This is a genomic window from Paludisphaera mucosa (assembly GCF_029589435.1).
GTDB lineage: Bacteria > Planctomycetota > Planctomycetia > Isosphaerales > Isosphaeraceae > Paludisphaera > Paludisphaera mucosa.
Window position 1 is genome coordinate 3,826,878 of the sequence record NZ_JARRAG010000002.1, and the last position, 25,025, is coordinate 3,851,902.

Sequence of the window (25,025 nt, forward strand, 5' to 3'; positions counted from 1 at the left end):
GAGCAATGACATGCATGGGACGGTTGTGATGCTGATGGCCCTCAGCGGCCTGGGCTGTCACCACAAGCACGCGGACGTTGCGTACGTCCCGTCGTGCTACAGCAGCATCTCCGACGGCTGCTACAGCGGCTGCTATTCTTCGACGTCTTACGAGACGCCGTACGCCACCGGCTGCTACTCGTCGGCCGACTACATCGGCGGCTGCTACAGCGAGAGCTGCTACTCCGGCGGCTTCCCGAGCTGCTACAGCGAGCGCAGGGGCTGCTTCCTGACGCGGCTATTCCACGGCGGCCTGTTCAAGAAGCATCATCGCGGCTCGTACGCCCCGATCGAGACGAGCTGCTACTCGTCGTGCTATTCGTCGTCGTACGAACCGGCCGTCTTCGGCACCTCGCTGCCGATCTACGAGACGCCTTGGGCCTCGGCCCAGGTCCCCTCGAAGTCGATCTACACGATCCCTTCGACCCAGCTGCCGACGACCAGCGAAGCCCCGGCCACCCCGGCCCCGACGGCGCCCGCCCCGGCTGCGGCCCCGGCCGACGCCCCCAAGACGACGACCCCGGACGAGACCGCGGCCCCCTCGACTACGCCCCCGCCGCCGCCGACCCCGGCCTCGGCCGTTGAGGACGCCGTCAAGTCGGTGACGCCCGCCGCCCCGAACGCCAAGCCCTGATCGCGGCGATCGCTCGAAGCCCGAGAACATCCTGAACCCCATGCGAACGCGACCGCCGACGGCCACACCTGGCCGCGGCGGTCGCGTTTGTTTCGAATGACGCGCCCGACGGCCGCCGCGATGAGCCTGTGCGCCGGGCGGCCCTTCAAGGAGCGTGTTTTCACGAACGCCGGACCGCCCGTTGCTTCCTGCTCCAAGCTCCCAGGCCCGCACTCGCGGCGATCCCGATCAAAGCCAGCGAGGAAGGCTCGGGGACGGCCGCGGTCGTGGTGAAGGTGAAATTGTCGAGGAAGACGCTGTTCTCGAAGCCTAACGCGGACGACGTCCCCATGATGGTGAAGCTCAGGATCTGGGCCCCCGCGACCGACGCCGTCGCGAAGGTAGGGAAGCCCGAGGTACCGAGGTCGACCGTCGTGGTCGCGAGGAGGGTTCCAGTGCCGTCGAGCCCGCTATAGGCGCTCAGTGTCAGGGTGTCTGCATCCGCGCCGTAGTCGCCGAAATCCAGGCTGACGCCCGAGACGGCCGAGGAGAGATTGCCGATGAAACCGCTCGTCCCCGGGGCGAAGAACGGATCCACGCTGCGCTCGCCGAACGACGCGGGCTTGCCGCTTTGAGCGTCCGAATTCTGGACGATATCGAACGCGGCGCCGTTCTCGCGAGACAGCGAGAGGGTCAATCCGCTCTCGGAGAGCACGAGACTCGTCAATGCGCCCGGACGTGAGCCTTGCGGCGGGCTGATGTAGGTGGCGGGGGTCGACTCGAAGTCGAAAAGGACCGTGTCCGCGCCGGCATCGGATACCGCCGCGCAAGTCGCCGCGAAAACGCCGAGGACGAGCCGAAGAGGCGTTCGATTCCTGAGCATGCCGGACCTCCCTAAGTGTTTAGTCGAGCCGTCGTTGCATCGAGGGCGTGGGCTGGGTGAAGCCAGGCGATCTTGAGGCCATGGGGCTCAGCATGCAAGAAAAATCGAAAGCGATCCCAACTTTCCAATTCCATGTTCAGCTAAATCAACATCCGACTTGACGTCTCCCCCCGATTCGATCGAGAATTCAGGACATTTCGGCTCCGATGTGTCGGATCGGTGCCGCGGACAATCGCCGATCCCGCCCAGTCGAGATCGTTTTCCATCCTCACTCATCGAGGCGGCGGGAGACGGCCCGTGAGGCCTGGCTCGCTCGGGCTCAATTCGCGATCGGCTCGACCATCGTCGGGAGGGTTGCTCGAAGATCATGGGACGCTCGGCGGACCTCGGGATGGCCCCCCTGAGCGCCCCGCTCACGACCTTCCGGTTTCGGAAGGCGATCCTTCGACCGATTCTCGACGGTTCCTTGAGCAGGGCTCCTGGATCCGCAGGCGGGGCCGACGTCGACGCCGGCGGATCAGCACCCATTCACCACGTCAGGCCGACGTGACCCGCTCGGCGGGCAGCGTGTAGCGATCCTCGATCGCTTCCTTGATCTGGGTCCGGCTCTCCTCTGCCGAGAGACCCTCGGTCGCGGCGACCTGCTCGGCGGCCTCGCCCAGCTCGTCGTCCTTGATCCCCTCGCGGAACCAGCGAGCGTAGTCGCCCTGCTGAAGGTGATGTTGCCAGGTGGCGTCGTCGACCCCCTCGGCGAGTTGCAGGAACGCCACAAGGTTCTGGGCGCGGAGGTTGAGCTTGCCCTCCGGACCCTTGAAATAGAAGCTGCGGTCGGGCCCGAGGTTGCCCTCGGCATATTTGCGGCTGTGCCGGCGTCGCTGGATCTTGGGCGGGGCCGTCTTCACCCGGAACGGCGGCCGGTCCTCCTTGAGGAACCACGCCAGGGTCTCGCCGCGATCCAGCTCGACGGCCTCCAAACCCGCCGGCTCGGGCTTGCCCGAAGTCTCGCAGAACAGGCGGATCGTCTTCTCCGGATGCTCGCCGATGGCCAGCAGGACGTCGACCGACTCCAGCAAAGCCGGCGCGACGCTGTCGGGATGGACGGTGATGTAGAGCATCCCCTGCAACTCCTTGGGTATCACCAGGGGGGCGGGCTGCCATGCGGCGGGCATCAGGTGGTGGACCTCGTCCACCACGACCCAGTGGGGACGCCCCGTGTGCGCGCGAAGGTCCTGGAGTCGGGGCAGGAGTTGGTCCGAGAAACCGGGCCGATCCTTCAGATCGATCCCCAGCATGTTGACCGAGACGTTCGGCGTCTCGGGCCGGGAGAGGAGCTCCTCGACCTCGTCGACGGTCGGCGCGTTCTTGGGGTCGCCGAGCTTCATGGTCAGCTCAAGCTCGTCGTAATCCCCCTCGGGGTCGACGATGACGAACTGGTAGCGGGACTCGCTCAGCCGCTCCAGCAGGCCCGTCGTCAAGGTGGACTTGCCGCCGCCCGACGTCCCGGCGACGAGGATGTTGAGCCCATAGGGGCTGATGCGGACCTCCTGCTTCTGGTCGTCCTCGCCGAGCAGGACGTGGTGCCGAATCAGCTTCGGCGCGAGTCCGGCGAGGTCGTCCTCCAGGAGGCCGCGGATGAGCTGGACCACGCCCCGGCCGTGATCGCGCGAGGTGATCCAGTCGGCGCGCTCCTTCAAAGTCGGCAGCGCGTTGGAAACGGCCACGGCGCACTCGCTGGAGCTCAGGAACGCGTGGTCGTTCTCGGCGTCGCCGACCGCGACGACGTTGTGCGCCGAGAGGCCCAGGTCGCGGAGCGCCGCATCCAACCCGGTCGCCTTGTTGACGCCCGAGGGGAGGATCATCACGGCCCCCTTGTTGAAGATGACCTGGAGTTCCAGCCCCATCTCCCGGACGACGTCGAGCACCGCGGCCTGGTGCGGCTCCCAGGTGGCCACGATCACCCGACCGACCGAGATCGGCCCGACCCCGCGAGCCTTGAGACGGTCGATGAAATCGGCCGGCGGCGCCTCGGCCAGCTTGACCTCTTCCTTGTCCTGGGGTCGATAGAGGAGGGCCCCGTTCTCGGCGACGACGCGGTCGAACAGGTCGATCTCGGGCATGATCTCCAGCAGCTGATCCAGCTCCCGGCCCGTGACCATCACCAGCTTGCGGCCCGATTCTTTCAGGAGGCGCAGGGCCTCGACCGTGGGGGGGTCGACGCGGCCGTCGGTGGCGAGCGTCCCATCATAATCGGCGGCGAGGACGTGATAGCGCATGGATTGGCTCTCGAATAGGTGAGGTACGTCGCCACATCCCCGAAGCAACTCACGCGCCAATCAAGACGGAGTCCGCCCCAGCCCTCTCGGCGCCGGGGCCCGGACGCCCGGCGATCATCGACGGCGGTTCCCGGTCGATCTCGGGAGTGAAGGCCGGCCATCGAACCGCCCGCGGCCCGGCCTCGTCCCGAACGTCTTGATGCCGAAGGCCCGATCTCTCGAGCGCGAGAAAGCCGCCCGCAAGATTGACGCCACACTCGCGAGGGTTTATCTTCGGCGCGTTCCGCCTGCGCGAGGCAGGCCACCCCCACTTCGTAGTAATAGGGTCTAACATGAACAGGCGATACTTCTTGACGGGCCTCGGCGTCGTCCTGGGCGCGGGCTGCCTCACCCTGGCCGGCTGCGGCACGGCCGTCGACTCCAACGTCCCCGAGGAAAAGCTGGCGACGAAGGAGAGTTCCGAAGACATGAAGAAGGCGATCGACGCCGGCCTGAAGGGGATGGGCAAGACGCCCAAGTGACCCGTCTTCGAAACGCGACGAGGCCGCCGCCGGGGGTTCCCGGCGGCGGCCTCGTTCTGCGTCACGGCCGAGTCGATCCGATCAATAGCTGTCGGAGCCGACGACCTCGCCGCCCGACCTGGTGCCGAGGGCGTACCAGGTCTGCAAGGCGATCGAGTCCTTGATGAAGCGGACGGAGCCGTCGGCCAGGCCCACGTTCACGCCGCCCGCGTGGTAGCTGCGGGGCGTGTGGAAGCCGTAGCCGATGCCGATGCCGCCCCAGTTGGAGCAGTCGGGCGTCTTGCTGTTGGGGGTGATCATGAAGTTGAACGTCGTCTGGCTGTAGTTGCTGTTGCCCCAGCTCCCGCCGGTGTTGTTCCAGGTCGAGGTCGGGTTGGCCTGGGCGAACGCGGCGCACGCGGGCATCATCTGGGTCGTGATGACCTGGGTGTCGGCGGCGTTCGAGGCGACGAAGGTCGGCGGGTTGGGCATGCCGGCCCCGACGTAGATGTCGCTGATGGACTTCTTGCCGCCGCTGTTGTCGCCGCGGGGACGCTCGGCGAAGGCGACCGTGTTCGAGGTGCCGTCGGTGATCGCGGCGATCGTGCCGGCGCCGTACCGGGTGTCCGCCTCATTGGTGGCGTCGTTGTCCGGACGGCCGAACACGCCGGCCCCTTCCGTCCGCGAGTGCCAGTCGTAGTTGGTGCCGTTCGACACCAGGTAGCAGTTGCGGCCGACGCCCAGGCCGTCGCTGGGGCAGAGGAAGCCCGAGATCACCGTGCGGACGGCCGTCGCCTGGACGACGGGCAGCTCGAGCCCCGTGAACTGGACGCCCCACGAGTAGTTGAAGGCGTTGGCGACGGTCTGCTGCTCGATGTAGGGGAGCATCAGCGAGTGCGCGCTGCGGCCGTGGGCGACCTGGTAGTCGTTCCAGTTGTAGTCGGCGCGGCCGCTGCACTGGTTCCAGGGGAACCCGCCGTTGGCCGACTCGTAGTTGTGGAGGGCCAGCCCGAGCTGCTTGAGGTTGTTCGTGCACTGCGAGCGGCGGGCGGCTTCGCGGGCCGCCTGGACGGCCGGCAGCAACAAGGCGATGAGAACCGCGATGATGGCGATCACGACGAGCAATTCGATCAGCGTGAATCCGCGCTTACGTGAGGCTGCGACATGCATGCGCATTTCCCTCAAGGAGAGTGAGACGTGAGAACGAATTATTTCGCACACCCGAGATCAAAGGCGGACTTGAAGAGTGAAGTGGAGCAAGTCCGGTTTGACATTTAAACAACATCGCCCCCGATGAACAAGGGCCTACCCCTCCAAAATTTCATGGATGCGCCGACACAACGATCAAATTCATTTCGGCCCGGGCAGGCCTTCCCGAGAAATCGGCGATTCACGCCTCGGCCTGGGTTTGACGAACGTCTATGATGCGGAGCACGAGTAGGGTCGTGGGCGGTCATCCGGAGGAGTGCGCTGGCATGTCGAGACGTCCGTTGAATCGTCGCGAGCTGCGGGCGGAGGCCGACGCCGCCGCGGCGCGGGGCATCCCCCTGGGCCCGAAGCCGGCCCGCCCCCGGCCCGAGTCGGCGAGCCTGCGCCCCAAGCCGGCCGCCGCGGCGCGGATGAAGGTCGTCTGGGCCGTCTGCGACGTCGGCGGCCGCACCGTCGCCACCTTCGACTACGCCCGCAAGGCCGACGCCGAGGCCCGCGTCGCCGAGCTCAAGGCCAAGGGCAAGGGGACCCACTTCCTCCGCTCCCTCAAGGAGCCCATCGGCTTCGGCGGCACCTCCTCTCCCGATTGATATCGGGCGTCCCCGTGCGCTCGGTCCGGGGTCGCGGTCTTTCCAGCTCGTCCTGGGCGTCGCCTACAGTCGCGCCGAATACGAGGACGCCCAGCCTCCAGGCGGATTGCGATGGGCTGGGCGTTCGTGTTGGAAACATCAAACAGGCCGCGCCTCAGTGACGGGCCTTCTTGGCGGCCCCGCCGGGCGGCGGGGGCTGCATCTGCTGGAGCTTCTTCGAGGCCTCGAGGCCGGCGTCCGGGCGGGTTTCTTCGACGGTCGGCGTAGTCCCGCCGCCGCCCTCGTCGCCGCAGCCGGAGCAGGCGCAGGATACCGCCAACACGAGGCCGACCGACGTCATTCGCAGGAAAGACATGAAACGATCCTCTTCTCGTTCTTCAATCGGGGGAGGGAAAGGCCGCGCGTTTCGTGCGACCGGCCTTCGGGTCGTCGCTTGCAACGTCGAAGAGCTGTAAGAAAAGGCCCGACGACCACCGTCTCTCCTCGCAGGAGGAGAGACGGTTTCGCATCGCGAGCTTGTCCATGATCTCGACGGAGCCGACGTCGGATCAGTAGGAGTCGGAGCTGACGACCTCGCCGCCGCTCCGGGTGCCCACGGCCCACCAGGTCGGGATCGAGATGCTGTCCTTGAAGAATCGGACGGAGCCGTCGGCCATGCAGGCGTTGACGCCGCCGGGGTGGTTGCCGCCGACGGTCATGGCGTCGATGGCCTGGCCAGGCGGGTAGTTCTCGGCCATGCACGAGAGGCCGTTGGGCGTGTTGACGTGGCTGTAAGTGTTGAATCGCAGGGTGTTGGCGTGTGAGCCCGCCCAGACCGCGCCGGCGATCCAGGAATTGTTGACCGTGCCGGCGGTGGTCGTGGTGGCCGGCAGGCTGCGACAGGCCGAGACGAACGCCTGGGCCTGCACCAGGCCTCCCGTGTCCGCCGTGACGGTCGGCACGGGGCCGAAGGTGACCCGCTTCGCGTTGGCCGAACCGACGGTGACCACCGCGTCGCCGGGCAGGCCGATCAATCGCTCGCTGAACGCCACGGTGTTCGACGTGCCGTCGGTCACGCTCTGAATGCCGATCGTCCCGCAGTTGGTGGGGTAGTTCGTCCCCACCCCCGTCTTCCCGGCCTCTTCCCGCATCGGGACGATGATGCCGCTCCAACTCCCCATCGACGCCGGGCCGCCGACGTTGGCGCAGTAATTCGTCCAGGAGGACGAGAGCCACGGCCCGGCGCCCAGGCTCTCCGACGGGCAGATGAACGTCGCCACCCGCGCCCGGCAGACCGTCTGGTAATTCTCCGGCTGGTCCGCACCGAACGAGTAGTTCGCCGCGTTGGCCAGCACCTGCTGCTCCATGTTCGGCATCAGCGAAGCGGCCCAGCCCAGCGGCCAGTTGCCCCAACCGGGGCTCGCGGGGCTGCCGGGGAGCCACATGTTCCCGCAGAGTGGCGGGAAGCTGTTCTGCTGGGACACGTAATTGTGGAGCCCCAGGCCGATCTGCTTGAGGTTGTTGACGCACTGGGCTCGACGGGCGGCCTCGCGGGCCGCCTGCACGGCGGGCAGGAGCAGGGCGATCAGGACCGCGATGATGGCGATGACCACGAGGAGCTCGATCAGAGTGAAGCCCGAGCGCCGACGCAAGGCGGGGGTACGCATGCGCACCGTTCCTTCCTGAAAAGACGTGATGACGAGAGACTCGCACGACAGAGAGTCGCGGGGCCGACTCAGAGAAAGGGATGGCCCCGCGAATCTAACTTTGGACACCGACTGGTCGCCCGGATCAAGGGTCGCCTAAAGAAATAAGGGTCGCCCCTCTTGATCACGGCCTGGGCCGTCCAAACCAGGGCGTCCATGGTTCGCATCGATACGACGAAATCCGGTTCGTCGTACGACAAGACAATAATATCAGAATAATTTTATATTTATGTACAAAAGGTGCGGTTGGGCCTTGGGCCGACGACGAACGAAACCGGCATTCTCGGGGGAATCATGGCGATCGCCTGCCACACGATCCCCCATCAAGCTGCTCCTCCACCTCCGCTTGGCAGGAAGTGTACGGGCTGCTCGGAAGCCCTGCGATCGGCCCCCCAGGGATCGCCGACGAGACCTTATTGCAAATCAGCGACACCCTACCTGAGTTCGTCCCGTTGCGTCTTTCAAGTCGACCGGGTTTGCGGCCGAGGGGACGTGACCATGGGTCGATGCGACCATCACTCGGCTCGACCGTTCGGTTTGTCGAGTCACGTTGAAATCGATGACTCGCTTCCTCAGAGCGAGGCTTCGACTCGGCCGCCGAATGGTCGAGCCAGCTTAATTTCGCTGCAAACGGCGTGCCCTAAGTCCGCGGGTGCTGCACCCGGTCGACTTTTCGAGAGCGACGGCTCACGGGACTTGCAGGAAATCCTGGGTGAGCCCCAACCGTCACTCCCTGGTGGATTCATCAACCACGCCTCGCATGTTCACGGCCACTATGGGGAATGACCAACCCCAGACAGCGGCATCCCTCTCTCACGCTCGCCGAAGCCGCCGTCCGCTCTCGCTCCGCCTGGCTGGAATGGGTCGAAGATCTCGCCTCGTTTCGTCCAGTTCCTATAATGTGTCCCGGTGGGGCCGAACCCGGCCCGGGGACTGGGGCCGCCGGAGCGAGGAGTTTGGGATGTCGAGACGTCCGTTGAATCGTCGCGAGCTGCGGGCGGAGGCCGACGCCGCCGCGGCGCGGGGCATCCCCCTGGGCCCGAAGCCGGCCCGCCCCCGGCCCGAGTCGGCGAGCCTGCGCCCCAAGCCGGCCGCCGCGGCGCGGATGAAGGTCGTCTGGGCCGTCTGCGACGTCGGCGGCCGCACCGTCGCCACCTTCGACTACGCCCGCAAGGCCGACGCCGAGGCCCGCGTCGCCGAGCTCAAGGCCAAGGGCAAGGGGACCCACTTCCTCCGCTCCCTCAAGGAGCCCATCGGCTTCGGCGGCACCTCCTCTCCCGATTGATATCGGGCCCGCGGCGCGAACATCGCACCGGGGCGACTCCTCTTGTTAGGGGAGTCGCGAGGCCCGGAAGGGCCGTGAACTTCGCGCGCGCCGGGTTGTGGCTGCGCGGGGGGATTCATTACAATGATGCGTTTCCGGGGGTGGGTCGCCGGCCCCCGGGAGCGTGTCTCGCGATCTCCGGACGCGGAAGCTGGTCAGCACGGCGAAGAAGACGAGGGACGCACGTGGCCGCCATCGACGATCGTAAAGCTCCGACCGCAACAAGGCCCACGACCGGGGCGGACGTCCTGGTCGAGTCGCTGGCCAGGCACGGCGTCGACGTAGTGTTCGCCTATCCGGGCGGGGCGAGCATGCCCATGCACCAGGCGCTGACGCGCTACCGCGACCGGATCCGCACGATCCTCCCGCGCCACGAGCAGGGGGGCGTCTTCGCGGCCGAGGGCTACGCGCGGGCCAGCGGCAAGCCGGGGGTCGTCATGGCCACCTCCGGGCCGGGCGCGCTGAACCTGGTGACCGGCCTCGCCGACGCCAAGATGGACTCGATCCCGCTGGTGGCCATCACCGGCCAGGTGCCGACCCACGTCATCGGCACCGACGCCTTCCAGGAGACGCCGACGGTCGAGGTCTGCCGGGCGATCACCAAGCACGCCTACCTCGTGCAGGACGCCCGCGACGTCGCCCGCGTCGTCAAGGAGGCGTTCTACCTGGCCACCACCGGCCGGCCCGGGCCCGTCCTGATCGACATGCCCAAGGACGTCCAGAACACGATCGTGGCAAACCCGGACTACGACGTCGCGATGGACCTGCCGGGCTACCGCCTGCCCGCGCCCCCCTCCGCCGAGAAGCTCCGCGAGGTCCTCGAGGCGCTCAGGGCCAGCGAGCGGCCGATCATCTACTGCGGCGGCGGCGTGCTGGCGTCCGACGCCGGCGAGGCGCTGCGGGAGTTCGCCGCCAAGACCGGCATCCCCGTGGCGATGACGGTCCACGGCCTGGGCGCGATCCCCAGCGATCATTACCTGTCGCTGGGTATGCTCGGCATGCACGGCACGGTCTACGCCAACATGGCCGTCAACCACGCCGACCTGCTGCTCGCCCTGGGCGTGCGGTTCGACGACCGGGTGACCGGCAAGCTCACCGAGTTCGCCAAGCACGGCCGGATCGTCCACGTCGACATCGACGCCTCGGAGATCAACAAGAACAAGTTCGCCCACATCCCGATCCACACCGACGTGGGCTCGTTCCTCCGCGAGCTGACGCCGCTGGTCTCGACCGGCGACTACCGGGCCTGGCACAAGCAGGTCGACGCCTGGCGCGCCTCCGACCCGATGGTCTACGACCAGCGCGACGACGCCATCATGCCCCAGTACGTCCTCGACGAATTCTCCCGGCTCACCGAGGGCGAGTTCATCATGTCGACGGGGGTCGGCCAGCATCAGATGTGGGCCGCGCAGTGGACGAAGTTCAAGCGGCTGCGGACGTGGATCACCTCGGGCGGCCTGGGCTCGATGGGCTACGGCCTGCCCGCCGCGATGGGCGCGCAGGCCGCCTTCCCCGACGCCCTGGTCGTCGACATCGACGGCGACGGCAGCTTCCTGATGAACATCCAGGAGTTGGCGACGGTCTTCTGCGAGAACCTGCCCGTCAAGATGATCGTCCTCAACAACCAGCACCTGGGCATGGTCGTCCAGTGGGAAGATCGCTTCCACCAGGGCAACCGGGCCCACACCTACCTCGGGCCGATCGATCATCCCGAGGCGGTCGGCAAGGGGGACGGCGACCTGCCCGACGTCACCTATCCCGACTTCGTCGCGATCGCCAGGGGGTTCGGCGTGGCCTCGCGCCAGGTCCGCAAGAAGTCCGAGGTGGTCGACGCGCTCCGCGAGATGATCGCGCACAAGGGCCCCTACGTGCTCGACGTGCTGGTCCCGTACCAGGAGCACGTCCTGCCGATGATACCGGCCGGCGGCACGGTCCGCGACATCATCAAGAGCTGACGCCGGGCCTGACGTCGACCCGGACGATGCGAGCGACGGCGGCGGGGTCCTTCCCCGCCGCCGTCGTCGTCGTTTCCGGCGTTTGGTCCTTGCATGACCCCGGCGATCGGCGACAATGGAGTCTCAGGAGGGTCGGCCCTGGGGAACCGGCGGCCACTCCGTCCATCCCTTCGATGACTTCCCGATCGACGACTCCGCCCCGAGCCACGGACGCGACCCGTCGATCCCCGCCCCCGCTCTCCCGCAGGTTCCTCCCGACGATGGGTCGGAGACGCGCGGGGCTCATCGATCACAGAAAGTCCGGGTCTTACCGATGGGAAGAGCATTTCCAACCCTCACCGCCGAGGACGCGGCGGAGCTGATCCCGCACGGCGCTCTCGTGGGCGTCAGCGGCTTCACCCCCGCCGGCTCGCCGAAGGTGGTCCCCGCCGCGCTGGCGCGGCGGGCGAAGGCCTTGCACGCGAAGGGCGAGGAATTCCAGATCCGCCTCCTCTCCGGCGCCTCGACCGGGCCGCTCTGCGACGACGCCCTGGCCGAGGCCGAGGCGATCGCCTGGCGCGCCCCCTACATGACCTCGGGGCCGCTGCGGAAGCTCGCCAATACGGGCCGGGTCGACTTCATCGACATGCATCTCTCGCACGTCGCCCAGGTGACCGCCGGCGGGTTCCTCGGCAAGATGGACGTCGCCATCGTCGAGGCCGTCGACGTCACGCCGCAGGGCCGGGTCTACCTGACCACCGGGATCGGCAACGCGCCCACGTTCCTCCAGCAGGCGGAACGCGTGATCATCGAGCTGAACGCCTTCCACTCGCCCCGGATCTCCGAGCTGGCCGACATCTACACGCTGCCCCGGCCGCCCCATCGAGACCCGATCCCGATCTACGACCCGCTCGACCGGATCGGCCATCGCTACGCCGACGTCGACCCCCGCAAGGTGATCGGCGTCGTCGCCAGCGACGAGCCCGACGGCGGCCGCTCGTTCGCCGCCCCCGACGCCGTCAGCCGGTCGATCGGCGAGCGCGTCTGCGCGTTCCTGCTGAACGAGATGGCCGCCGGCCGAATCCCCCCGGAGTTCCTCCCCCTGCAGAGCGGCGTCGGCAACGTCTGCAACGCGGTCATGGCGTCGTTCTCGTCCAACCCCGACTTCCCCCGGTTCAAGCTCTACACCGAGGTCCTCCAGGACACCGTGATCGACCTGATCGGCGCGGGGTCGGTCCTGGGCGCGAGCACCTGCTCGCTGAGCCTGACCGACGAGAAGCTCCGCTTCGTCTACGACAACTTCGACGACTTCGCCGACCGCATCGTGCTGCGGCCCCAGGAGATCTCGAACAACCCCGAGGTCTCGCGGCGGCTGGGCGTGATCGCGACCAACACGGCCATCGAGGTGGACGTCTACGGCCACGTCAACTCGTCGCACTTCTTCGGCACTCAGATGATGAACGGGCTGGGAGGCAGCGGCGATTTCGAACGCAACGCCTACCTCTCCCTGTTCATGTGCCCCTCGTTCGCGAAGGGGGGGAAGGTCTCGACCATCGTGCCGATGTGCTCGCACGTCGACCACAGCGAGCATTCGGTCCAGGTGATCGTCACCGAGCAGGGGCTGGCCGACCTCCGCGGCCTCGCCCCGATGGCCCGGGCCCGCGCGATCATCGACAACTGCGCGCACCCGGCCTACCGCGACTATCTCCACCACTACCTCGAAGCCGCGCCGATGGGGCATCTCCGCCACGATATGAGGCGCTGCTTCGAGCTCTGTAACAACTACCTTGAGACCGGGGCGATGCTGCCGGATCTGGATCTCAAGCAGTTCGAGGCGTAGGAGGCGTCGGTAGGAAGAGGGCTTGTGGGTCGACCGAGGGACCTCAGTCGACCCACATCGGCTCGTCGACGAGCAGCCGGTACTTCTTCATCTTCTTGTAGAGCGTCGTCCGGTTGATGTCGAGCATCCGGGCGGTCTCCTGGCGGTTCCAGTTGAGGGCCTGCAGGGCCTGGATGATGATCTGCTTCTCGGGCTCCTCGAGCGCCTCCTTGAGGGGCCGGATCCCGATCGGCAGGTGCGGCCGCCCCTGGGTCGTCCGCGCGCCCCGGGCGCCGCGGTGCGGGTTCAGGATGGGCCCGAGATGGGTCGCGGTGATCCGGGGCCCGTGGCACATCACCACGGCGCGCTGGACGACCCCTTGCAGCTCGCGGACGTTCCCCGGCCAGTCGTGACGCCGCAGGACTTCCAGGGCGTCGCGGGTGAAGCCGACGACGTTGCGGTCGAATTGGCGTGCGAACCGCGCCCGGAAATGCTCGGCCAACAGCTCGACGTCGTCGCCGCGATGCCGGAGGGGCGGCGCGGTGAGGCAGACCGAGCTGATGCGATGGAAGAGGTCCTGGCGGAACCTCCCCTGCTCGACCAGCGACGCCAGGTCCTCGCTCGTGGAGAGGATGAGGCGGACGAGGGCGCTCCGATCGCCGCCCGAGCGTCCCGAAGCCGCCTCCATGTCCTGGAGCTGAACCTCTCTCAGGAGCTGGATCTGAAGCTGGGCGTCGAGGGCGCCGACTTCCTCGATGTAGAGCGTGCCGCCGGCCGCCCGGGTCAACTTGCTCGTCCATTCGAGCGTGAGGTTTCGCTGCGAGGCCGCCGGCTCGGCGCGGGCGTCGCCCCCGGCGGCGTCGCTCAGCTCGGCCGCGTGGATCGCGACGAACGGTCGCTCGCCCGATGTGCCGTGGTGGAGCCAGCGGGCCAGCTCCGACTTGCCGGTGCCGGGCTCGCCCTGGATCAGGACCGTCGCCGAAGACGCGGCCAGGACGTTCGCCAGGCCGATGATCTGCCGGAGGCTGGGATCGGTCCCGACGAGGGTCGCCTCGCGGGGCGTCTCGGCCGCGACGGGCGTGGCTCGGGGTCGATCGGCGGGTGCCGCGTCTCCGCCCGGCCCCGCGACCGGCGGCTCGACGGGCGACGGCGAAGGGGCCGGGCCGACGTCCCCGAACAGCGGCCGCGGCCCCGCAGCCGGCTCGGCGGCGATCCCGAGTCCGGGGGGCGAGTTCGTCGCCGCCGTCGACCGTTCCGTTTCGGCGAGGGCTTGCAAGACCGCGGCGCGGAGCTCGGCGGCCGGGGCCGGGTATTTCAGCACCGCCGCCGCCCCCAGTCGCACCGCCTCTTTGATCCGCTCGGGATGGACGCGGGGGAACATCAGCACGACGGCCGTCCGGGCGTGCTTCCGCCGCACGTAGGTCAACAGCTCGAGACAGTCGGAGTCGCCGGGGTCGACGCTCGCGAGCACGAGGTCCACCGGGTCGCGTTCCAGCAGCCGGACCGCCGCCCTGTCGTTCGGGGCCTCGTCGATGACGTGGCCCATCGATTTGAGCATCGACGTCAACAGCGCCAGCCCGCTGGCGTCCGGGCAGACGATGAGGATTCTACTCTTGTGCATCAGTTGCCTTCTCTGGTTGTCCTTCAGAATCCGTCGCCGGGGGGACCGTCCTCGACGCACGACGCCCGAGGCCGCCGTTCGACCCATCGTCGAGCCGGAAACCTACAATCGTGCTCCGTTTGCAACGCCGGTTCGACCGAGGAATCGCACGTCCCTCTGTGTCAACGACTATGTCACCAATGATGCACCGTCAATCGAAAGTTGCATTCGCGACACCATCGCCGCGCCCGATCAGGCGCGCGGGTGGGCGTCGTGGTAGGCGTCGAGGATTCGTTCCTGGGTCACATGGGTGTAGATCTGGGTGGTGGTCAGGTTGCGGTGGCCGAGCAATTCCTGGACGCTGCGGAGGTCGGCCCCACGGTCGAGCAGGTGCGTGGCGAAGCTGTGGCGAAGCGTGTGCGGGCTGGCCGCACTGCGGATCCCCGCGCGGGCCAGGTGCTCTTCCAGCAACCTCCCCACGCTGCGGACCGTCAGCCGGTCGCCATACCGATTGAGGAACACCGCCCGCTCCCCGGCGCTCCGCGGCGTGCGCGACGCCAGGTGGACCTTGATCCAGTGGACGGCCATCGCGCCGACGGGGCAGAGACGCTCGCGCTTCCCCTTGCCCCGCACCCGGATCAGCGCCTCCTCGAGGTCGAGATCCTCCAGGTCGATCCCCACGACCTCGCTGACCCGAAGGCCGCCGCCATACAATGTCTCGAACATCGCCCGGTCCCGACGGCCAAGTGCCTCGTCGAGCGGGATCGTGTCGAGCAGGCGGACCACCTCCTCGACTCGCAGCAACTTCGGGAGCCGCTTGGCCTGCTTCGGATTGCGGAGCGAGGCGGCCGGGTCCGCGGCCACCTCGCCGCTGCGACGGAGGAAGCGGAAGTACGATCGCAGGCTCGCGAGCCGCCGCGCCACGGTCGAAGCCGCGTAACCCCGGCCGCTCAGCCAGGCCGAGTAGCGCCGCAGCCGCTTGGCGTCGACCGAGGCCGGGTCCACGCCGGCACCCTGCGTCTCCTCCAGAAAGCGCTCGAAGTGCCCGAGGTCGTCCTCATAGGAGCGCAACGTATGCGTCGAGGATTGCCGCTCCACCCGCAAGTGGTCCAGGAAGGACCGGATCGAAGCCTTCACGCCCACCCCTCCCCCCCAGCGAACCCCGCCACCTCACCGCCCGATGCGACGACGCGCCGGCCACCTCCTTCTAGTTTCGGCTCTCGCCCGGCGAGCCGGCCCACCTTTCTCCCGAAATCACGCGTGCATGCATTTAGAATTATAGGGCCTCTGGTCTCTCTCCGCCGCTCATGGGAGCAGCCTGGTTTCGGCGGGTCGTTCGCTGAACGGAGTCATCGGAACATCAACCTTCATTGCGGCGTGACGAGTCGCCTGCGTCGCCGATCGTCGGTCTTCGAGAACTTCATGAAAAAGGGTCGGTGGGGCCTTCCCACGAAGGCCGACGTCAGGTAGTATTCAAGTGCGCCGTGGAGCAGCGGCTAGCTCGCCAGGCTCATAACCTGGAGGTCGTAGGTTCGATTCCTACCGGCGCAATTGGCTCCCACCTTTTCCTCCCCCCTCCCGTTTGCAAAGTTCCGATCGGCTTCCCCTCGATCGACTTTGCAACTCTCACCGCCCGCCCGTCCTCCGTCGACGGGTGCTTAGTTTTCGACGCTTCCTCGGAGGCCGTCGAAGGTTGCGGCGCGTCGCAGATCGTGCTAGATTCGAAGCCGTGATCGCGGTCGCACGACGATCGCATTCGCATCGGCTGATTTTTGGGATGGATGCGCATGGCACCTTCGCACTCGCACGACGCCGAGACGGTGACCCACCGGCTCGTCCTACCCCGCGACGCCAATCACCACGGTACGCTCTACGCCGGGTCGCTCCTCTCGCTCGCCCTCGAAGCCGGCTATTCCACGGCCTATCGCGCCGCCGGCCTCGACGCCAATCTCGTTCTCAAACGGGTTCTCGACCTTCGTTGCTACGTCCCCGTCCCGATCGGCCGCGTGATCCAGATCCGCGGACGCCAGATCCATCGCGGCAGCGCCCAGATCGTCGTCGCCCTCTGGGGGCCCCCCCTCAACGACAAGACGTCTCCCTGGATGGACGGCGTCATGCAGTTCGTGCACGTCGACCTCGAAGGCCGCCCCGAACCCCTCGCCGACGAACCCCAGGAGATCGCCGAAGAACTCGGCCACCCCTGGTCCCGTCTCCGCGAACGCACGCGTAAGCTCCTTCACGTCCGCAGATAGACCAAACATGGATTGATGCACCGAGGCTTGAGAGCGACCATTCAGCGTCGGCTTCAGTAATCTTACGCACGATTTCGGGAACGGGGACAGCCGGGCGTGATTTTTTGAAGTCGGCCGTCCTCCCCAGGCCTCGCGACGGACGGCTCGGACCCCGAATTCGCAAGATTCCGGGGAATTGGCGTATCCGACCCGCCTGTGGCCCGCAGTACTCGTCCGGTCATCCTTGAGGCGGAGGGGGCGGTATGTCGCAGGTCACCAGTGCGCGTCACGACGGCTATACCAGGGCCGTCGAACGGCTGTTCGAGGACGGTTCGGCGATCGGCTTCACGGAGTCGCAGCTCCTGGATCGATTCGCGAGCCGTCGCGACGAGGCGGCCTTCGCGGCGCTCGTCGATCGTCATGGGCCGATGGTCCAGGGCGTCTGCCGCCGGTTCCTCCGGGACCCGAACGACGTGGACGACGCCTTCCAGGCCGTCTTCCTGGTCCTCGCCCGCAAGGCGGGGAACCTGCGACGAAAGGACCTGGTCGCGAACTGGCTCTACGGCGTCGCCTGCCGCGTGGCGGTCCGCTCCCGCGTCATGGCGGCGCGGCGGATCCAGGAAGCGACGAACGAAGACGGCGGTCGGCTCGAAGTCGACTCGCGACGGCCGGCGGGCTGCCATCCCGCCGACGCACTCGCCCGCGACGAGGAGCGGATGAGGCTGCACGAGGAGGTGGAGCGGCTGCCGGGTCGCTACCGCGCCCCGGTGGTCGCCTGCTACCTCGAGGGCCGGACGCACGAGGAGGCCGCGGCGCTGCTGGGCTGCCCCGTCGGGACGGTCAAGGGTCGGCTCGCCCGCGCCCGCGACCTGCTCCGCAAGCGGCTCGAACGTCGCGGGGTCGCGGCGCCGGCCGCCGCGCTGGCGACGGCCCTGGCTTCGTCCGACCTCCGCGCCGCCGTGCCCGCCCCGCTCGCCTCGGAAACGGTCCGCCACGCCGTCGCGCTGGCCGCCTCTCCCGCCGCCTGGATGACCACCACGGCGATCTCGTCCTCGGTCCGTTCCCTCACCGAAGGAGCCATCCAGGCCATGTTTTATTCCCAGCTCAAGACGCTCGCGATCCCGGGCACGATCGTCGCCGCGGGCCTTCTCGCCGCCGGCGCGAGCCTCGCCGCCTATCCGCACGACGCGCCCAAAGCGGACGAGGGTCCGACGGCCATGCTGGCGGCCCAGGAGGAATCGAAGCCTTCCCCCGCGGCGGAATCACCCAAGTCCCGCAGTCCCCAGGAGACCGTCGCCCTGCTCCAGGAGGTCTTGAGCAAATACCAGAAATCCCTGGAACGCGCCGAGGCGGAAGCGGGCGAGGTCGAAGAGGAGGCCGCGAAGGAGAAGGCCGCCGAGCGACACAAGGGTCGCGCGGGGGACATGTTGAAGGAGCTGCGCGAGCAGATCGGCGACGACGACGCCTCAGGCGGCTTGCTCGTCACGTTCGCCGACTTTCTTGAGAAGGCCGAGAAGCGGGACGCCCCACGTGCCGGCGCCGAGGCGGCCGCTGAAGCGGCTCAACCGACCGAGACCGAGGAGCCGGCGTCCGAGTCGGCCCCGAAGCCCCAGGCCGAGCTGAAGAAGCCGTCGAGCCCCGAGGGTGGCGAGCAAGCCCCGCAAGCCGCCGGGATGGCGGCGGGCGGGTTCGGCGGCGAGGGGGGCGGCGGCTTTTCCGGACCGACGCCCGAGCAAACCCGCCAGCAGATCGCCTGGCTCGCGGCCGCGATCTCCAAGGTCGACGACAACCCGACCAGCGTGGCGGCCAACGAGGCGCTAGCCGCGCCCTTCACCCTGCGTTCGGGCGAGAAATCCACGCTCGGCGAACTGCTCAGCCAGATCCGCGGCTCCCTGACGACGTCCGACGGCAAGAAGCTCCCGGTGTACGTCGACCCCGTCGGAATCCAGGACGCCGGCGCGACGCTCGACTCGCCCGTCTCGATCGACCTGGAGGACGTCCCGCTGAAGCTCTCGCTTCGATTGATGCTCAAACAGCTTGGCCTGGCCTACTGCGTCCGCGACGGCGTGCTGATCATCAGCTCCCTCGAAGGCATCCAGCAGGAATTGCTGGAAGCCCAGAGAGAGATGATGGGCCTGCACCCCGACAAGGCCATCATGGGAGCCGGCGGGGGCGGCGGGATGGGCGGCATGGGCCAGGGGTTCGGCGGCGGGGCCGGCGGATCCGGCATGATGTGAGGGGGAGCCGGATCACGGCCCGGACGCCGCGATTCCCGGCTCACGCGACGGCGGCTTTCCGATCCCGGAAGTCGCCGTCGCGGCGGGCGGAAGCGTCGCGATGGTGGGCTTTCTGGACCCGGATCGCCTGGTGGACGTCACGCAGCGCCAGCTTCGCGGGCTTGTACTTGGGATCGAGCTCGAGCGCGGCTTCGAAACAGCCGGCGGCCTCGTCGAGTCGATCCTGGGCCCGGAGGACCAGGCCCAGGTTCAGGAAAGCCTCGTCGCGACAGCCGTACTCGCAGAGGGTCGCGGTGCGGTGGGCGGCCTCGGCTTCCTTGAGACGTCCGGACTGCGCGAGGATCCCGCCGAGGAAGATATGGGCGCCGGCCTCTTCGGGCGCAGCGTTGATCGCGCGGCGATACCAGGCGGCCGCCACCGAAAGGTTGCCCCGAGCCCGATGGAGGTGGCCCATCTCGGCCAGGGTGACCCAGAGCTTCCCGGGGGGGCAGAGCGAAGTCGCGCGGCGGATCGCCTCGTCGGCCTCGTCGTAACGGGCCAGGTCGACGAGCGCCGAGCCCAGGATCTTCCAGGCCGGGCCGCATTCGGGGTGCCGGTCGACCAGCTCCCGCCCCCGAGCGACGGCCAGGGCCGGCAGGTCGGCCCGGTGCGCGGCGCGGAGGCGGTTCCAGCGGGACTGAATCCATGTCATCGTCTGCATCACGAATCGCTCCTGGTATGGGGCCCGCTCGACGCGACCGGCGCGCGTCCTGTACCAGGCACGATCAACGTGCGTCGCCCCGAGATTTCAGGAATCCGGGATTCCTCGCCGGAGCCGCGGCCCGTGGGCGGGACGTCAGGTGCAGCCCGTCCATCGCCGGGCCTGGGTGACGATCTGCTCCGCGCCGTCGGGGCGGCCGACGACCAGGACGTCGCAGAGGCCGAGGAACAGGCCGGTCTCGAAGACGCCGACGACCGACTTGAGGCCGGCCTCAAGGGTGTCGGGGTCGGCGAGGGGCGAGAACCCGCAGTCGATGATGAGGTTGCCGCCGTCGGTCACGAAGGGCGCCCCGTCGGGGCCGCGCCGCAGCGAGGTCCGGGCGCCGAGGGTCCTGAGCCGCTGCTCGATATGGCGGTAGCCCAGGCGGCTGACCTCGACCGGCACGGGGGAGTCGATGCCGAGGCGGGGGACGACCTTCTCGGGCGAGACGATCGTGACCCGCCGGCTGGCGACGCAGGCGACGAGCTTCTCGCGCAGCAAGGCCCCGCCCCGGCCCTTGATCATCCGATACTCGGGGTCGACCTCGTCGGCCCCGTCGATGTTGAGGTCGACCGCGGGCACGTCGTCGACGTCGCGCAGGGGAATGTTCAGCTCGCGGGCCAGCTCGGCCGTCGAGACGCTGGTGGGCACCCCGACGAACTCCAGGCCTTCCTCGGCGACGCGCTCGCCCAGGCGTTTGACCAGCAGCCCGGCCGTCGAGCCCGAACCCAGGCCGACGATCATCCCCGACTGCACCAGTTCCGCCGCGCTCCGCGCGGCGTGAGCCTTCGCGAGGTCCGCTTCGAATGCCACGACCGTTCGCCTTCAAGGGAGGGACAGCCTCGGCCGGTCGCCGCCGGCCGAGTTCGACGCGACCCGGATGGGGCGCGTCGACGTTCCAGGTGCTCGTTCGCCACCGCCACGCCGATCGAGCCATTAGAACGACTTCTCTCGGCCTTGGCCAGTCGCCTGGATCCCAGCGACCTCAATCGGGCGCGCCCGGGAGGAACGGGAACGGCGGCGCGGGTTGGAATTCCGCCGAGGCGTCGCCGGCGTAGCTCCGGCCTCCGGTCAGCGTCAGCTTCTTCACCGGGGCGCCCGGCTCGAAGTCCATCTTCGCCAGGGGCGTCCAGAAGACCGTGGGGCTCGTCGCCGAGTCGAAATAGAGGACCCGGTCCTTGAGGTCGTAGGCCGTCCGCCAGACCGTGCCGGAGATGTTCGGCTGGCCGGGCGTCGTCACGCCCAGCGGCACCGAGGCGTTGCGGATCACGCCGAACAGCGAGGCGAGGGCCCGATGCGCGTCGGAGGTCGGGGGGATCGTGTGGATGTAGTACGAGGCCCGCGCGAAGCGATCGGCGGCCCGGCTCGTCCCCGGGAGCATGGCCGTCCCGCCGATCTCCTGCCAGTAGGCGTTGAGGGCGAGCTGCTGGTCGTAGGTCGGCGAATTGGTCATCACCTGGAATTCCCGGCCGTGGTGGATCACCAGCTTGCCCTTCACGTACTCGAAGATCGCCGAGTCGCCCGTGGGGTCGGCGATCGCCAGGTGCCCCTGCGCCGGCTGTTTGTTGGGCAGGATCGGGGCGATGATGGTGAAGGGCTCGGCGCGAAGGGCCTCGACCGCCTCGGCGACGGTGGCGAAATTGTCCAGCACGTACTGGGTCCAGGCGGAGATCGAGATCGTCGGCCGGTTCCCGAAGGCCTTGCCGTAGTCGGATTCGACGAGATAGAGCGTGTTGGCGACGAGGCCCTTCTCGTTCATGCCGTCGACCGAGGCGATCTCGTAGAACGAGCAGACGACGCTGCCGTACTTGCTGGTCCAGGCGAGCGAGTGCGGCCCGGCCGTCCCGTTGCGCCGCATGCCCCGGGGGAGGCAATAGAGGTTGGTCCCGGGATCCTCCGACCAGTCCATCGAGCGGGCGACGAGGACGCGGTCGTCCGGCCCCAGGTACACGCAGCGTGTGCAGGCCTCCGAGGTCCGCAGGCCGAACGAGCCGCAGGCGAGGCCTGCGACCACCATCCCGACGAGGCGTTTCGCGTTCATGAACCCTGGTCTCCAGGCGAGGTCGAACGGGCGATCGCCGTCGATCGCCCGAGACAAGTCTAGGAGACGCGGCCCGCCGCGAGAACGGGGGAGCGGGCGGGCGGTCGATCGCTCACTTCCGGGCGGCGTTGAAGCTGCTGATGAGGTTGGCGTAGCTCGGCAGATGCTTGGCGAACAGGGCGCCGAGGCCTTCCATGTCGTTCCGCCAGTCGCGGTGCAGCTCGCAGGCGACGGCGAACCAGGTCATGAGCTGGGCCCCGGCGGCCTGCATCCGCGCCCAGGAGGCGTCGCGGGTGGTCTGGTTGAAGGTCCCCGAGGCGTCGGCGACGACGAAGACCTCGAACCCCGCCTCGATCGCCGAGAGGGCCACGAAGGCCACGCACACCTCGGTCACGACCCCGGCGATGATGAGCTGCTTCTTGCCCGTCGCCCGGATCGCCTTGACGAAGTCCTCGTTGTCCCAGGCGTTGATCTGGCCCGGCCGTGCCACGTACGGGGCCTCGGGGAACAGCTCCTTGATCTCGGGCATGAGCGGCCCGTTGGGCCCGGCTTCGAAGCTGGTGGTCAGGATCGTCGGCAGGTTGAAGTACTTCGCCGAGTTCGCCAGCGCCAGCACCATGTTCTTGAAGTCGTCCGGCGAGAAATCGCGGACGAGGTTGCAGAGGCCGGTCTGGTGGTCGACCAGCAGGACGGCGGCGTCGTCCCTGTCGAGTCGGCGGTACTTGTAGGGCGTGCTCATGGCGATTCCTCTTCAAGCGGTTCACGGCCTCGGGGCCGGCGGAAACGACCGACGGGACGACCGGCACGAGGGGGTGCGGGCCGTCCCGTCACGGCGGAGCGAGTCGGGCGACTCGCATCGATCTCGTCACTTCATTTCAACAAAGACGCGCTCGATCTTGCCACCGAACTTGAAAGGGGCCCGGTCGAAGTACTCGACGGAGACGGGCGAGCCGAGGTCGACGCCCACGTCGAACGTCTCGCTCGCGGTGAACGCCCCCGGGACGGTGCGCTTGACGGTCGTCCTTGCGACTTCCGCGCCGTCCACGCTCAGAACCACGTCGTCCGGGGTGCCCGGCCTGGGGATCGTCTCGGCGACTTCGATGCGGTGCTTGCCGGCGGCGATCTTCCCTTCCGACCTGGCGACGGTCCGCTCGATGATCAGCATGTTGTACTCGAAGACGAGTCGCCCGGCGTCCATGTAGACGGACAGGCCGCCGCTCGCGCCGCCCATGGCGTAGAGGACGCCCGACGCGTCCGGGCCGACCTCGACGTCGATGGCCACGTGGTTGCTCCGCTTACCGAGGCCGGGGGCCGTGAATTCCGGCATCCGGGTCGTCTCGGCGTCGAACCGCCACGACCGGTACGGGCTCCGGAGGACGTCTTCGGGGTGGAACCGGGTCCAGAGGCCGCCGCCGATGGGGAACGCCCGGTTCGCCTTCGCCTCGGCCAGGAAGAGTTCCTTCATCTTCGCCAGTCGCTCGGGCTCCTTCGCGGCGAGGTCCTCGGCCTGCGAGAAATCCTTCGAAAGGTCGTACAGCTGCCACGGATCCTGGTTCGCGTCCCAGGTCTTCAGCTTGGGAGAGGATCCGGCGGTGTCCCAGGGGACGAGGGGGCCGAACGTGCCGGCGAACCAGCCGTCGTGGTAGACCCCGCGGCTGCCGTTGTTCTCGAAATACTGCGTGAGCTTGCGGCCCGGGGCCTTCGCATCGGCGAAGCTGTAGGCCATGCTCACCCCGTCGATCGGGTCCTGCTTCGCCCCATTCACCTCGGCGGGCGGCTTGACGCCGATCAGCTCGTAGAGCGTCGGCGCGACGTCGTTGACGTGGTGGAACTGCGGCCGAGGCGCGGGGTCGGGCTTGATCCCCTTCGGCCACGAGACGACCAGCGGGTTGCGCGTGCCCCCGAAGTGCGCGGCGACCAGCTTGGTCGACCGGAACGGCGCGCCGCCGGCCCAGGCCCAGCCGGCGTGGTACATGTTGTCCATCTTCGGCCCGCCCAGGGCCGCGAGCCCGCCCAGCCCCTGCATCGCGGCGAGTTGCTGCTCGATCGTGTTGGGGACGTTGTTCTGGGCCAGCAGCTCGCTGATGCTGCCCTTCTGGCCCTCGGCGCTGGAGCCGTTGTCGCCCCAGATGTAGAGGATGATCGTGTTGTCCCGGAGCCCGAGCGCCTCCAGGCCGTCGACCAGCCTGCCGACCTGGGCGTCGGTGTGCTCGACGAAGCCGGCGAACACCTCCATGAGCCGGCGCTGGAATCCGCGTTCCGACTCGGGGATGCCGGCCCACGAGGCCATCGAGGCGTCGCGGGGCGTCAGCTTCGCGTCTCTGGGGACCCAGCCGAGTTCCTGCTGCCGCCGGAAGACGCGTTCGCGGTACGCGTCCCAGCCGTCGTCGAACTTGCCTTTGTACTTGTCGGCCCAGGCCGGGAAGATGTGGTGCGGGCCGTGGACGGCCCCCGGCGCCCAGTACATCAGGAACGGCTTGTCGGGGGTGAACGCCTGGTGTTTCTTGAGCCATCCCAGGCCCTTGTCGACCATGTCCTCGGTCAGGTGGTAGGTCCCGCCGTGGGGCGGCTCGATCGCTTGCAGATTCTCGTAGAGCCGGGGCTCCCACTGCGAGGTCTCGCCCGCGAGGAAGCCGTAGAAGTAATCGAAGCCGTGGCCGGTGGGCCAGCGGTCGAACGGCCCCATCGCCGTCGTCTGGTCGGTCGGGGTGTTGTGCCACTTGCCGAAGGCGGACGACTTGTAGCCGTAGTGGCGGAGGACCTCGGGCAGGGTGGCGGCCGACCTGAGGATGACGCCGGTGTAGCCGTCGAAGTCCGTCGCCCGCTCGGCGATCGTCCCGTTGCCGACCCGATGGTGGTTGCGACCCGTCAGCAGCGCGGCGCGGGTCGGCGAGCAGATGGACGTGGTGTGGAACGCGTTGTAGCAGACGCCCGACTCGCGCAGGCGGGTGAGCGTGGGCGTATGGACCTCGCCCCCGAACGTGTCGGGGACGCCGAAACCCACGTCGTCGATCAGCACGATCAGCACGTTGGGCGCGTCGGGCCTCAGCCGTCGCGGCTCCTGACGCCACGTCATGCGAGATTCCTGGATCGTGGGCCCGATCACGCTGGCCGTGGGGGTCGGCGGGAAGGGCAAGACGGACCCGTCGGACGCCGCCGGGGATGCCGGCGCATCCTGAGCGCGGGCGTCCGCCGGTCGAACTGTCACAGCCAGGCAGCCGATCAGGCCGCCGGCGAGGATCGCCGCGAGGGGAGAGGGAGATCGGGCGCGCACGTCGTGCCTCTGGAGAGATGAAGGGACGTCGGGA

Annotated in this window: 20 protein-coding genes and 1 tRNA gene; 9 read left to right on the forward strand and 12 right to left on the reverse strand. The window is 68.3% G+C overall.

Going from position 1 to position 25,025, the window contains the following annotated elements:
• Positions 1 to 10: 10 nt before the first annotated feature.
• Positions 11 to 673 (forward strand): hypothetical protein, encoded by a 663-nt coding sequence (locus PZE19_RS24470; protein WP_277863230.1) that lies wholly within the window; start codon positions 11 to 13, stop codon positions 671 to 673.
• 160 nt (positions 674 to 833) lie between these two features.
• Here the strand turns inward: PZE19_RS24470 and PZE19_RS24475 are convergent, their stop codons facing one another.
• Together PZE19_RS24475 and PZE19_RS24480 are read right to left on the reverse strand one after the other, a co-directional pair.
• On the reverse strand, positions 834 to 1,535 hold the full coding sequence (locus tag PZE19_RS24475; protein WP_277863231.1) for a PEP-CTERM sorting domain-containing protein: 702 nt from the start codon (positions 1,533 to 1,535) through the stop codon (positions 834 to 836).
• 536 nt (positions 1,536 to 2,071) lie between these two features.
• Positions 2,072 to 3,808, reverse strand: coding sequence for an HAD-IIB family hydrolase (locus tag PZE19_RS24480; RefSeq protein ID WP_277863232.1), 1,737 nt, complete (start codon positions 3,806 to 3,808; stop codon positions 2,072 to 2,074).
• 332 nt (positions 3,809 to 4,140) lie between these two features.
• Between PZE19_RS24480 and PZE19_RS24485 the strand changes: the two genes are divergently transcribed.
• Positions 4,141 to 4,329 carry a hypothetical protein gene (locus PZE19_RS24485; RefSeq protein ID WP_277863233.1) on the forward strand — a complete coding sequence of 63 codons (189 nt, stop codon included), beginning with the start codon at positions 4,141 to 4,143 and terminating at the stop codon, positions 4,327 to 4,329.
• A gap of 81 nt (positions 4,330 to 4,410) precedes the next feature.
• Here the strand turns inward: PZE19_RS24485 and PZE19_RS24490 are convergent, their stop codons facing one another.
• Positions 4,411 to 5,478, reverse strand: coding sequence for a DUF1559 domain-containing protein (locus tag PZE19_RS24490; RefSeq protein WP_277863234.1), 1,068 nt, complete (start codon positions 5,476 to 5,478; stop codon positions 4,411 to 4,413).
• Between the two features lie 305 nt (positions 5,479 to 5,783).
• On the opposite strand from PZE19_RS24490, the gene PZE19_RS24495 reads away from it, so the two are divergent.
• Positions 5,784 to 6,107, forward strand: a complete 324-nt coding sequence (locus tag PZE19_RS24495; RefSeq protein ID WP_277863235.1) for a hypothetical protein — start codon at positions 5,784 to 5,786, stop codon at positions 6,105 to 6,107.
• A 154-nt stretch (positions 6,108 to 6,261) separates the two neighbouring features.
• Here PZE19_RS24495 and PZE19_RS24500 read toward each other — a convergent pair whose 3' ends face one another.
• Together PZE19_RS24500 and PZE19_RS24505 are read right to left on the reverse strand one after the other, a co-directional pair.
• Complete coding sequence (locus PZE19_RS24500; RefSeq protein WP_277863236.1) at positions 6,262 to 6,462, reverse strand: hypothetical protein; 201 nt, start codon at positions 6,460 to 6,462, stop codon at positions 6,262 to 6,264.
• A gap of 193 nt (positions 6,463 to 6,655) precedes the next feature.
• A complete protein-coding gene (locus PZE19_RS24505) occupies positions 6,656 to 7,753 on the reverse strand; it encodes a DUF1559 family PulG-like putative transporter (protein ID WP_277863237.1) in 1,098 nt (365 codons plus the stop codon).
• 1,000 nt (positions 7,754 to 8,753) lie between these two features.
• Between PZE19_RS24505 and PZE19_RS24510 the strand changes: the two genes are divergently transcribed.
• From PZE19_RS24510 to scpC, 3 genes are all read left to right on the forward strand, one after another.
• Positions 8,754 to 9,077 (forward strand): hypothetical protein, encoded by a 324-nt coding sequence (locus PZE19_RS24510; protein WP_277863235.1) that lies wholly within the window; start codon positions 8,754 to 8,756, stop codon positions 9,075 to 9,077.
• A gap of 224 nt (positions 9,078 to 9,301) precedes the next feature.
• Positions 9,302 to 11,071, forward strand: a complete 1,770-nt coding sequence (gene ilvB / locus PZE19_RS24515) for a biosynthetic-type acetolactate synthase large subunit (RefSeq protein WP_277863238.1) — start codon at positions 9,302 to 9,304, stop codon at positions 11,069 to 11,071.
• A gap of 313 nt (positions 11,072 to 11,384) precedes the next feature.
• Positions 11,385 to 12,890, forward strand: coding sequence for a succinyl-CoA:acetate CoA-transferase ScpC (gene scpC, locus PZE19_RS24520; RefSeq protein WP_277863239.1), 1,506 nt, complete (start codon positions 11,385 to 11,387; stop codon positions 12,888 to 12,890).
• Between the two features lie 43 nt (positions 12,891 to 12,933).
• On the opposite strand, the gene PZE19_RS24525 is transcribed toward scpC, so the two are convergent.
• Together PZE19_RS24525 and xerC are read right to left on the reverse strand one after the other, a co-directional pair.
• Complete coding sequence (locus tag PZE19_RS24525) at positions 12,934 to 14,490, reverse strand: sigma-54-dependent transcriptional regulator (RefSeq protein ID WP_277863240.1); 1,557 nt, start codon at positions 14,488 to 14,490, stop codon at positions 12,934 to 12,936.
• A 231-nt stretch (positions 14,491 to 14,721) separates the two neighbouring features.
• Positions 14,722 to 15,606, reverse strand: a complete 885-nt coding sequence (gene xerC, locus PZE19_RS24530) for a tyrosine recombinase XerC (protein ID WP_277863241.1) — start codon at positions 15,604 to 15,606, stop codon at positions 14,722 to 14,724.
• A 341-nt stretch (positions 15,607 to 15,947) separates the two neighbouring features.
• Between xerC and PZE19_RS24535 the strand changes: the two genes are divergently transcribed.
• The 3 genes from PZE19_RS24535 to PZE19_RS24545 all read left to right on the forward strand — a co-directional run bounded on the left by PZE19_RS24535 (position 15,948) and on the right by PZE19_RS24545 (position 18,937).
• Positions 15,948 to 16,020: transfer RNA gene (locus PZE19_RS24535), tRNA-Met, on the forward strand.
• 236 nt (positions 16,021 to 16,256) lie between these two features.
• On the forward strand, positions 16,257 to 16,721 hold the full coding sequence (locus tag PZE19_RS24540; protein ID WP_277863242.1) for an acyl-CoA thioesterase: 465 nt from the start codon (positions 16,257 to 16,259) through the stop codon (positions 16,719 to 16,721).
• A 242-nt stretch (positions 16,722 to 16,963) separates the two neighbouring features.
• On the forward strand, positions 16,964 to 18,937 hold the full coding sequence (locus PZE19_RS24545) for an RNA polymerase sigma factor (RefSeq protein ID WP_277863243.1): 1,974 nt from the start codon (positions 16,964 to 16,966) through the stop codon (positions 18,935 to 18,937).
• Between the two features lie 40 nt (positions 18,938 to 18,977).
• Here the strand turns inward: PZE19_RS24545 and PZE19_RS24550 are convergent, their stop codons facing one another.
• The 5 genes from PZE19_RS24550 to PZE19_RS24570 form a co-directional block, all read right to left on the reverse strand.
• Positions 18,978 to 19,637: a tetratricopeptide repeat protein gene (locus tag PZE19_RS24550; RefSeq protein ID WP_277863244.1), complete on the reverse strand. Its 660-nt coding sequence runs from the start codon at positions 19,635 to 19,637 to the stop codon at positions 18,978 to 18,980.
• A 135-nt stretch (positions 19,638 to 19,772) separates the two neighbouring features.
• Positions 19,773 to 20,489, reverse strand: a complete 717-nt coding sequence (rpiA, locus tag PZE19_RS24555; protein WP_277863245.1) for a ribose-5-phosphate isomerase RpiA — start codon at positions 20,487 to 20,489, stop codon at positions 19,773 to 19,775.
• 172 nt (positions 20,490 to 20,661) lie between these two features.
• Complete coding sequence (locus PZE19_RS24560; RefSeq protein WP_277863246.1) at positions 20,662 to 21,717, reverse strand: linear amide C-N hydrolase; 1,056 nt, start codon at positions 21,715 to 21,717, stop codon at positions 20,662 to 20,664.
• A gap of 112 nt (positions 21,718 to 21,829) precedes the next feature.
• Positions 21,830 to 22,456 (reverse strand): isochorismate family cysteine hydrolase YcaC, encoded by a 627-nt coding sequence (ycaC, locus tag PZE19_RS24565; RefSeq protein WP_277863247.1) that lies wholly within the window; start codon positions 22,454 to 22,456, stop codon positions 21,830 to 21,832.
• Between the two features lie 126 nt (positions 22,457 to 22,582).
• Positions 22,583 to 24,793 carry an arylsulfatase gene (locus PZE19_RS24570; RefSeq protein ID WP_277863248.1) on the reverse strand — a complete coding sequence of 737 codons (2,211 nt, stop codon included), beginning with the start codon at positions 24,791 to 24,793 and terminating at the stop codon, positions 22,583 to 22,585.
• Between the last annotated feature and the right edge of the window lie 232 nt (positions 24,794 to 25,025).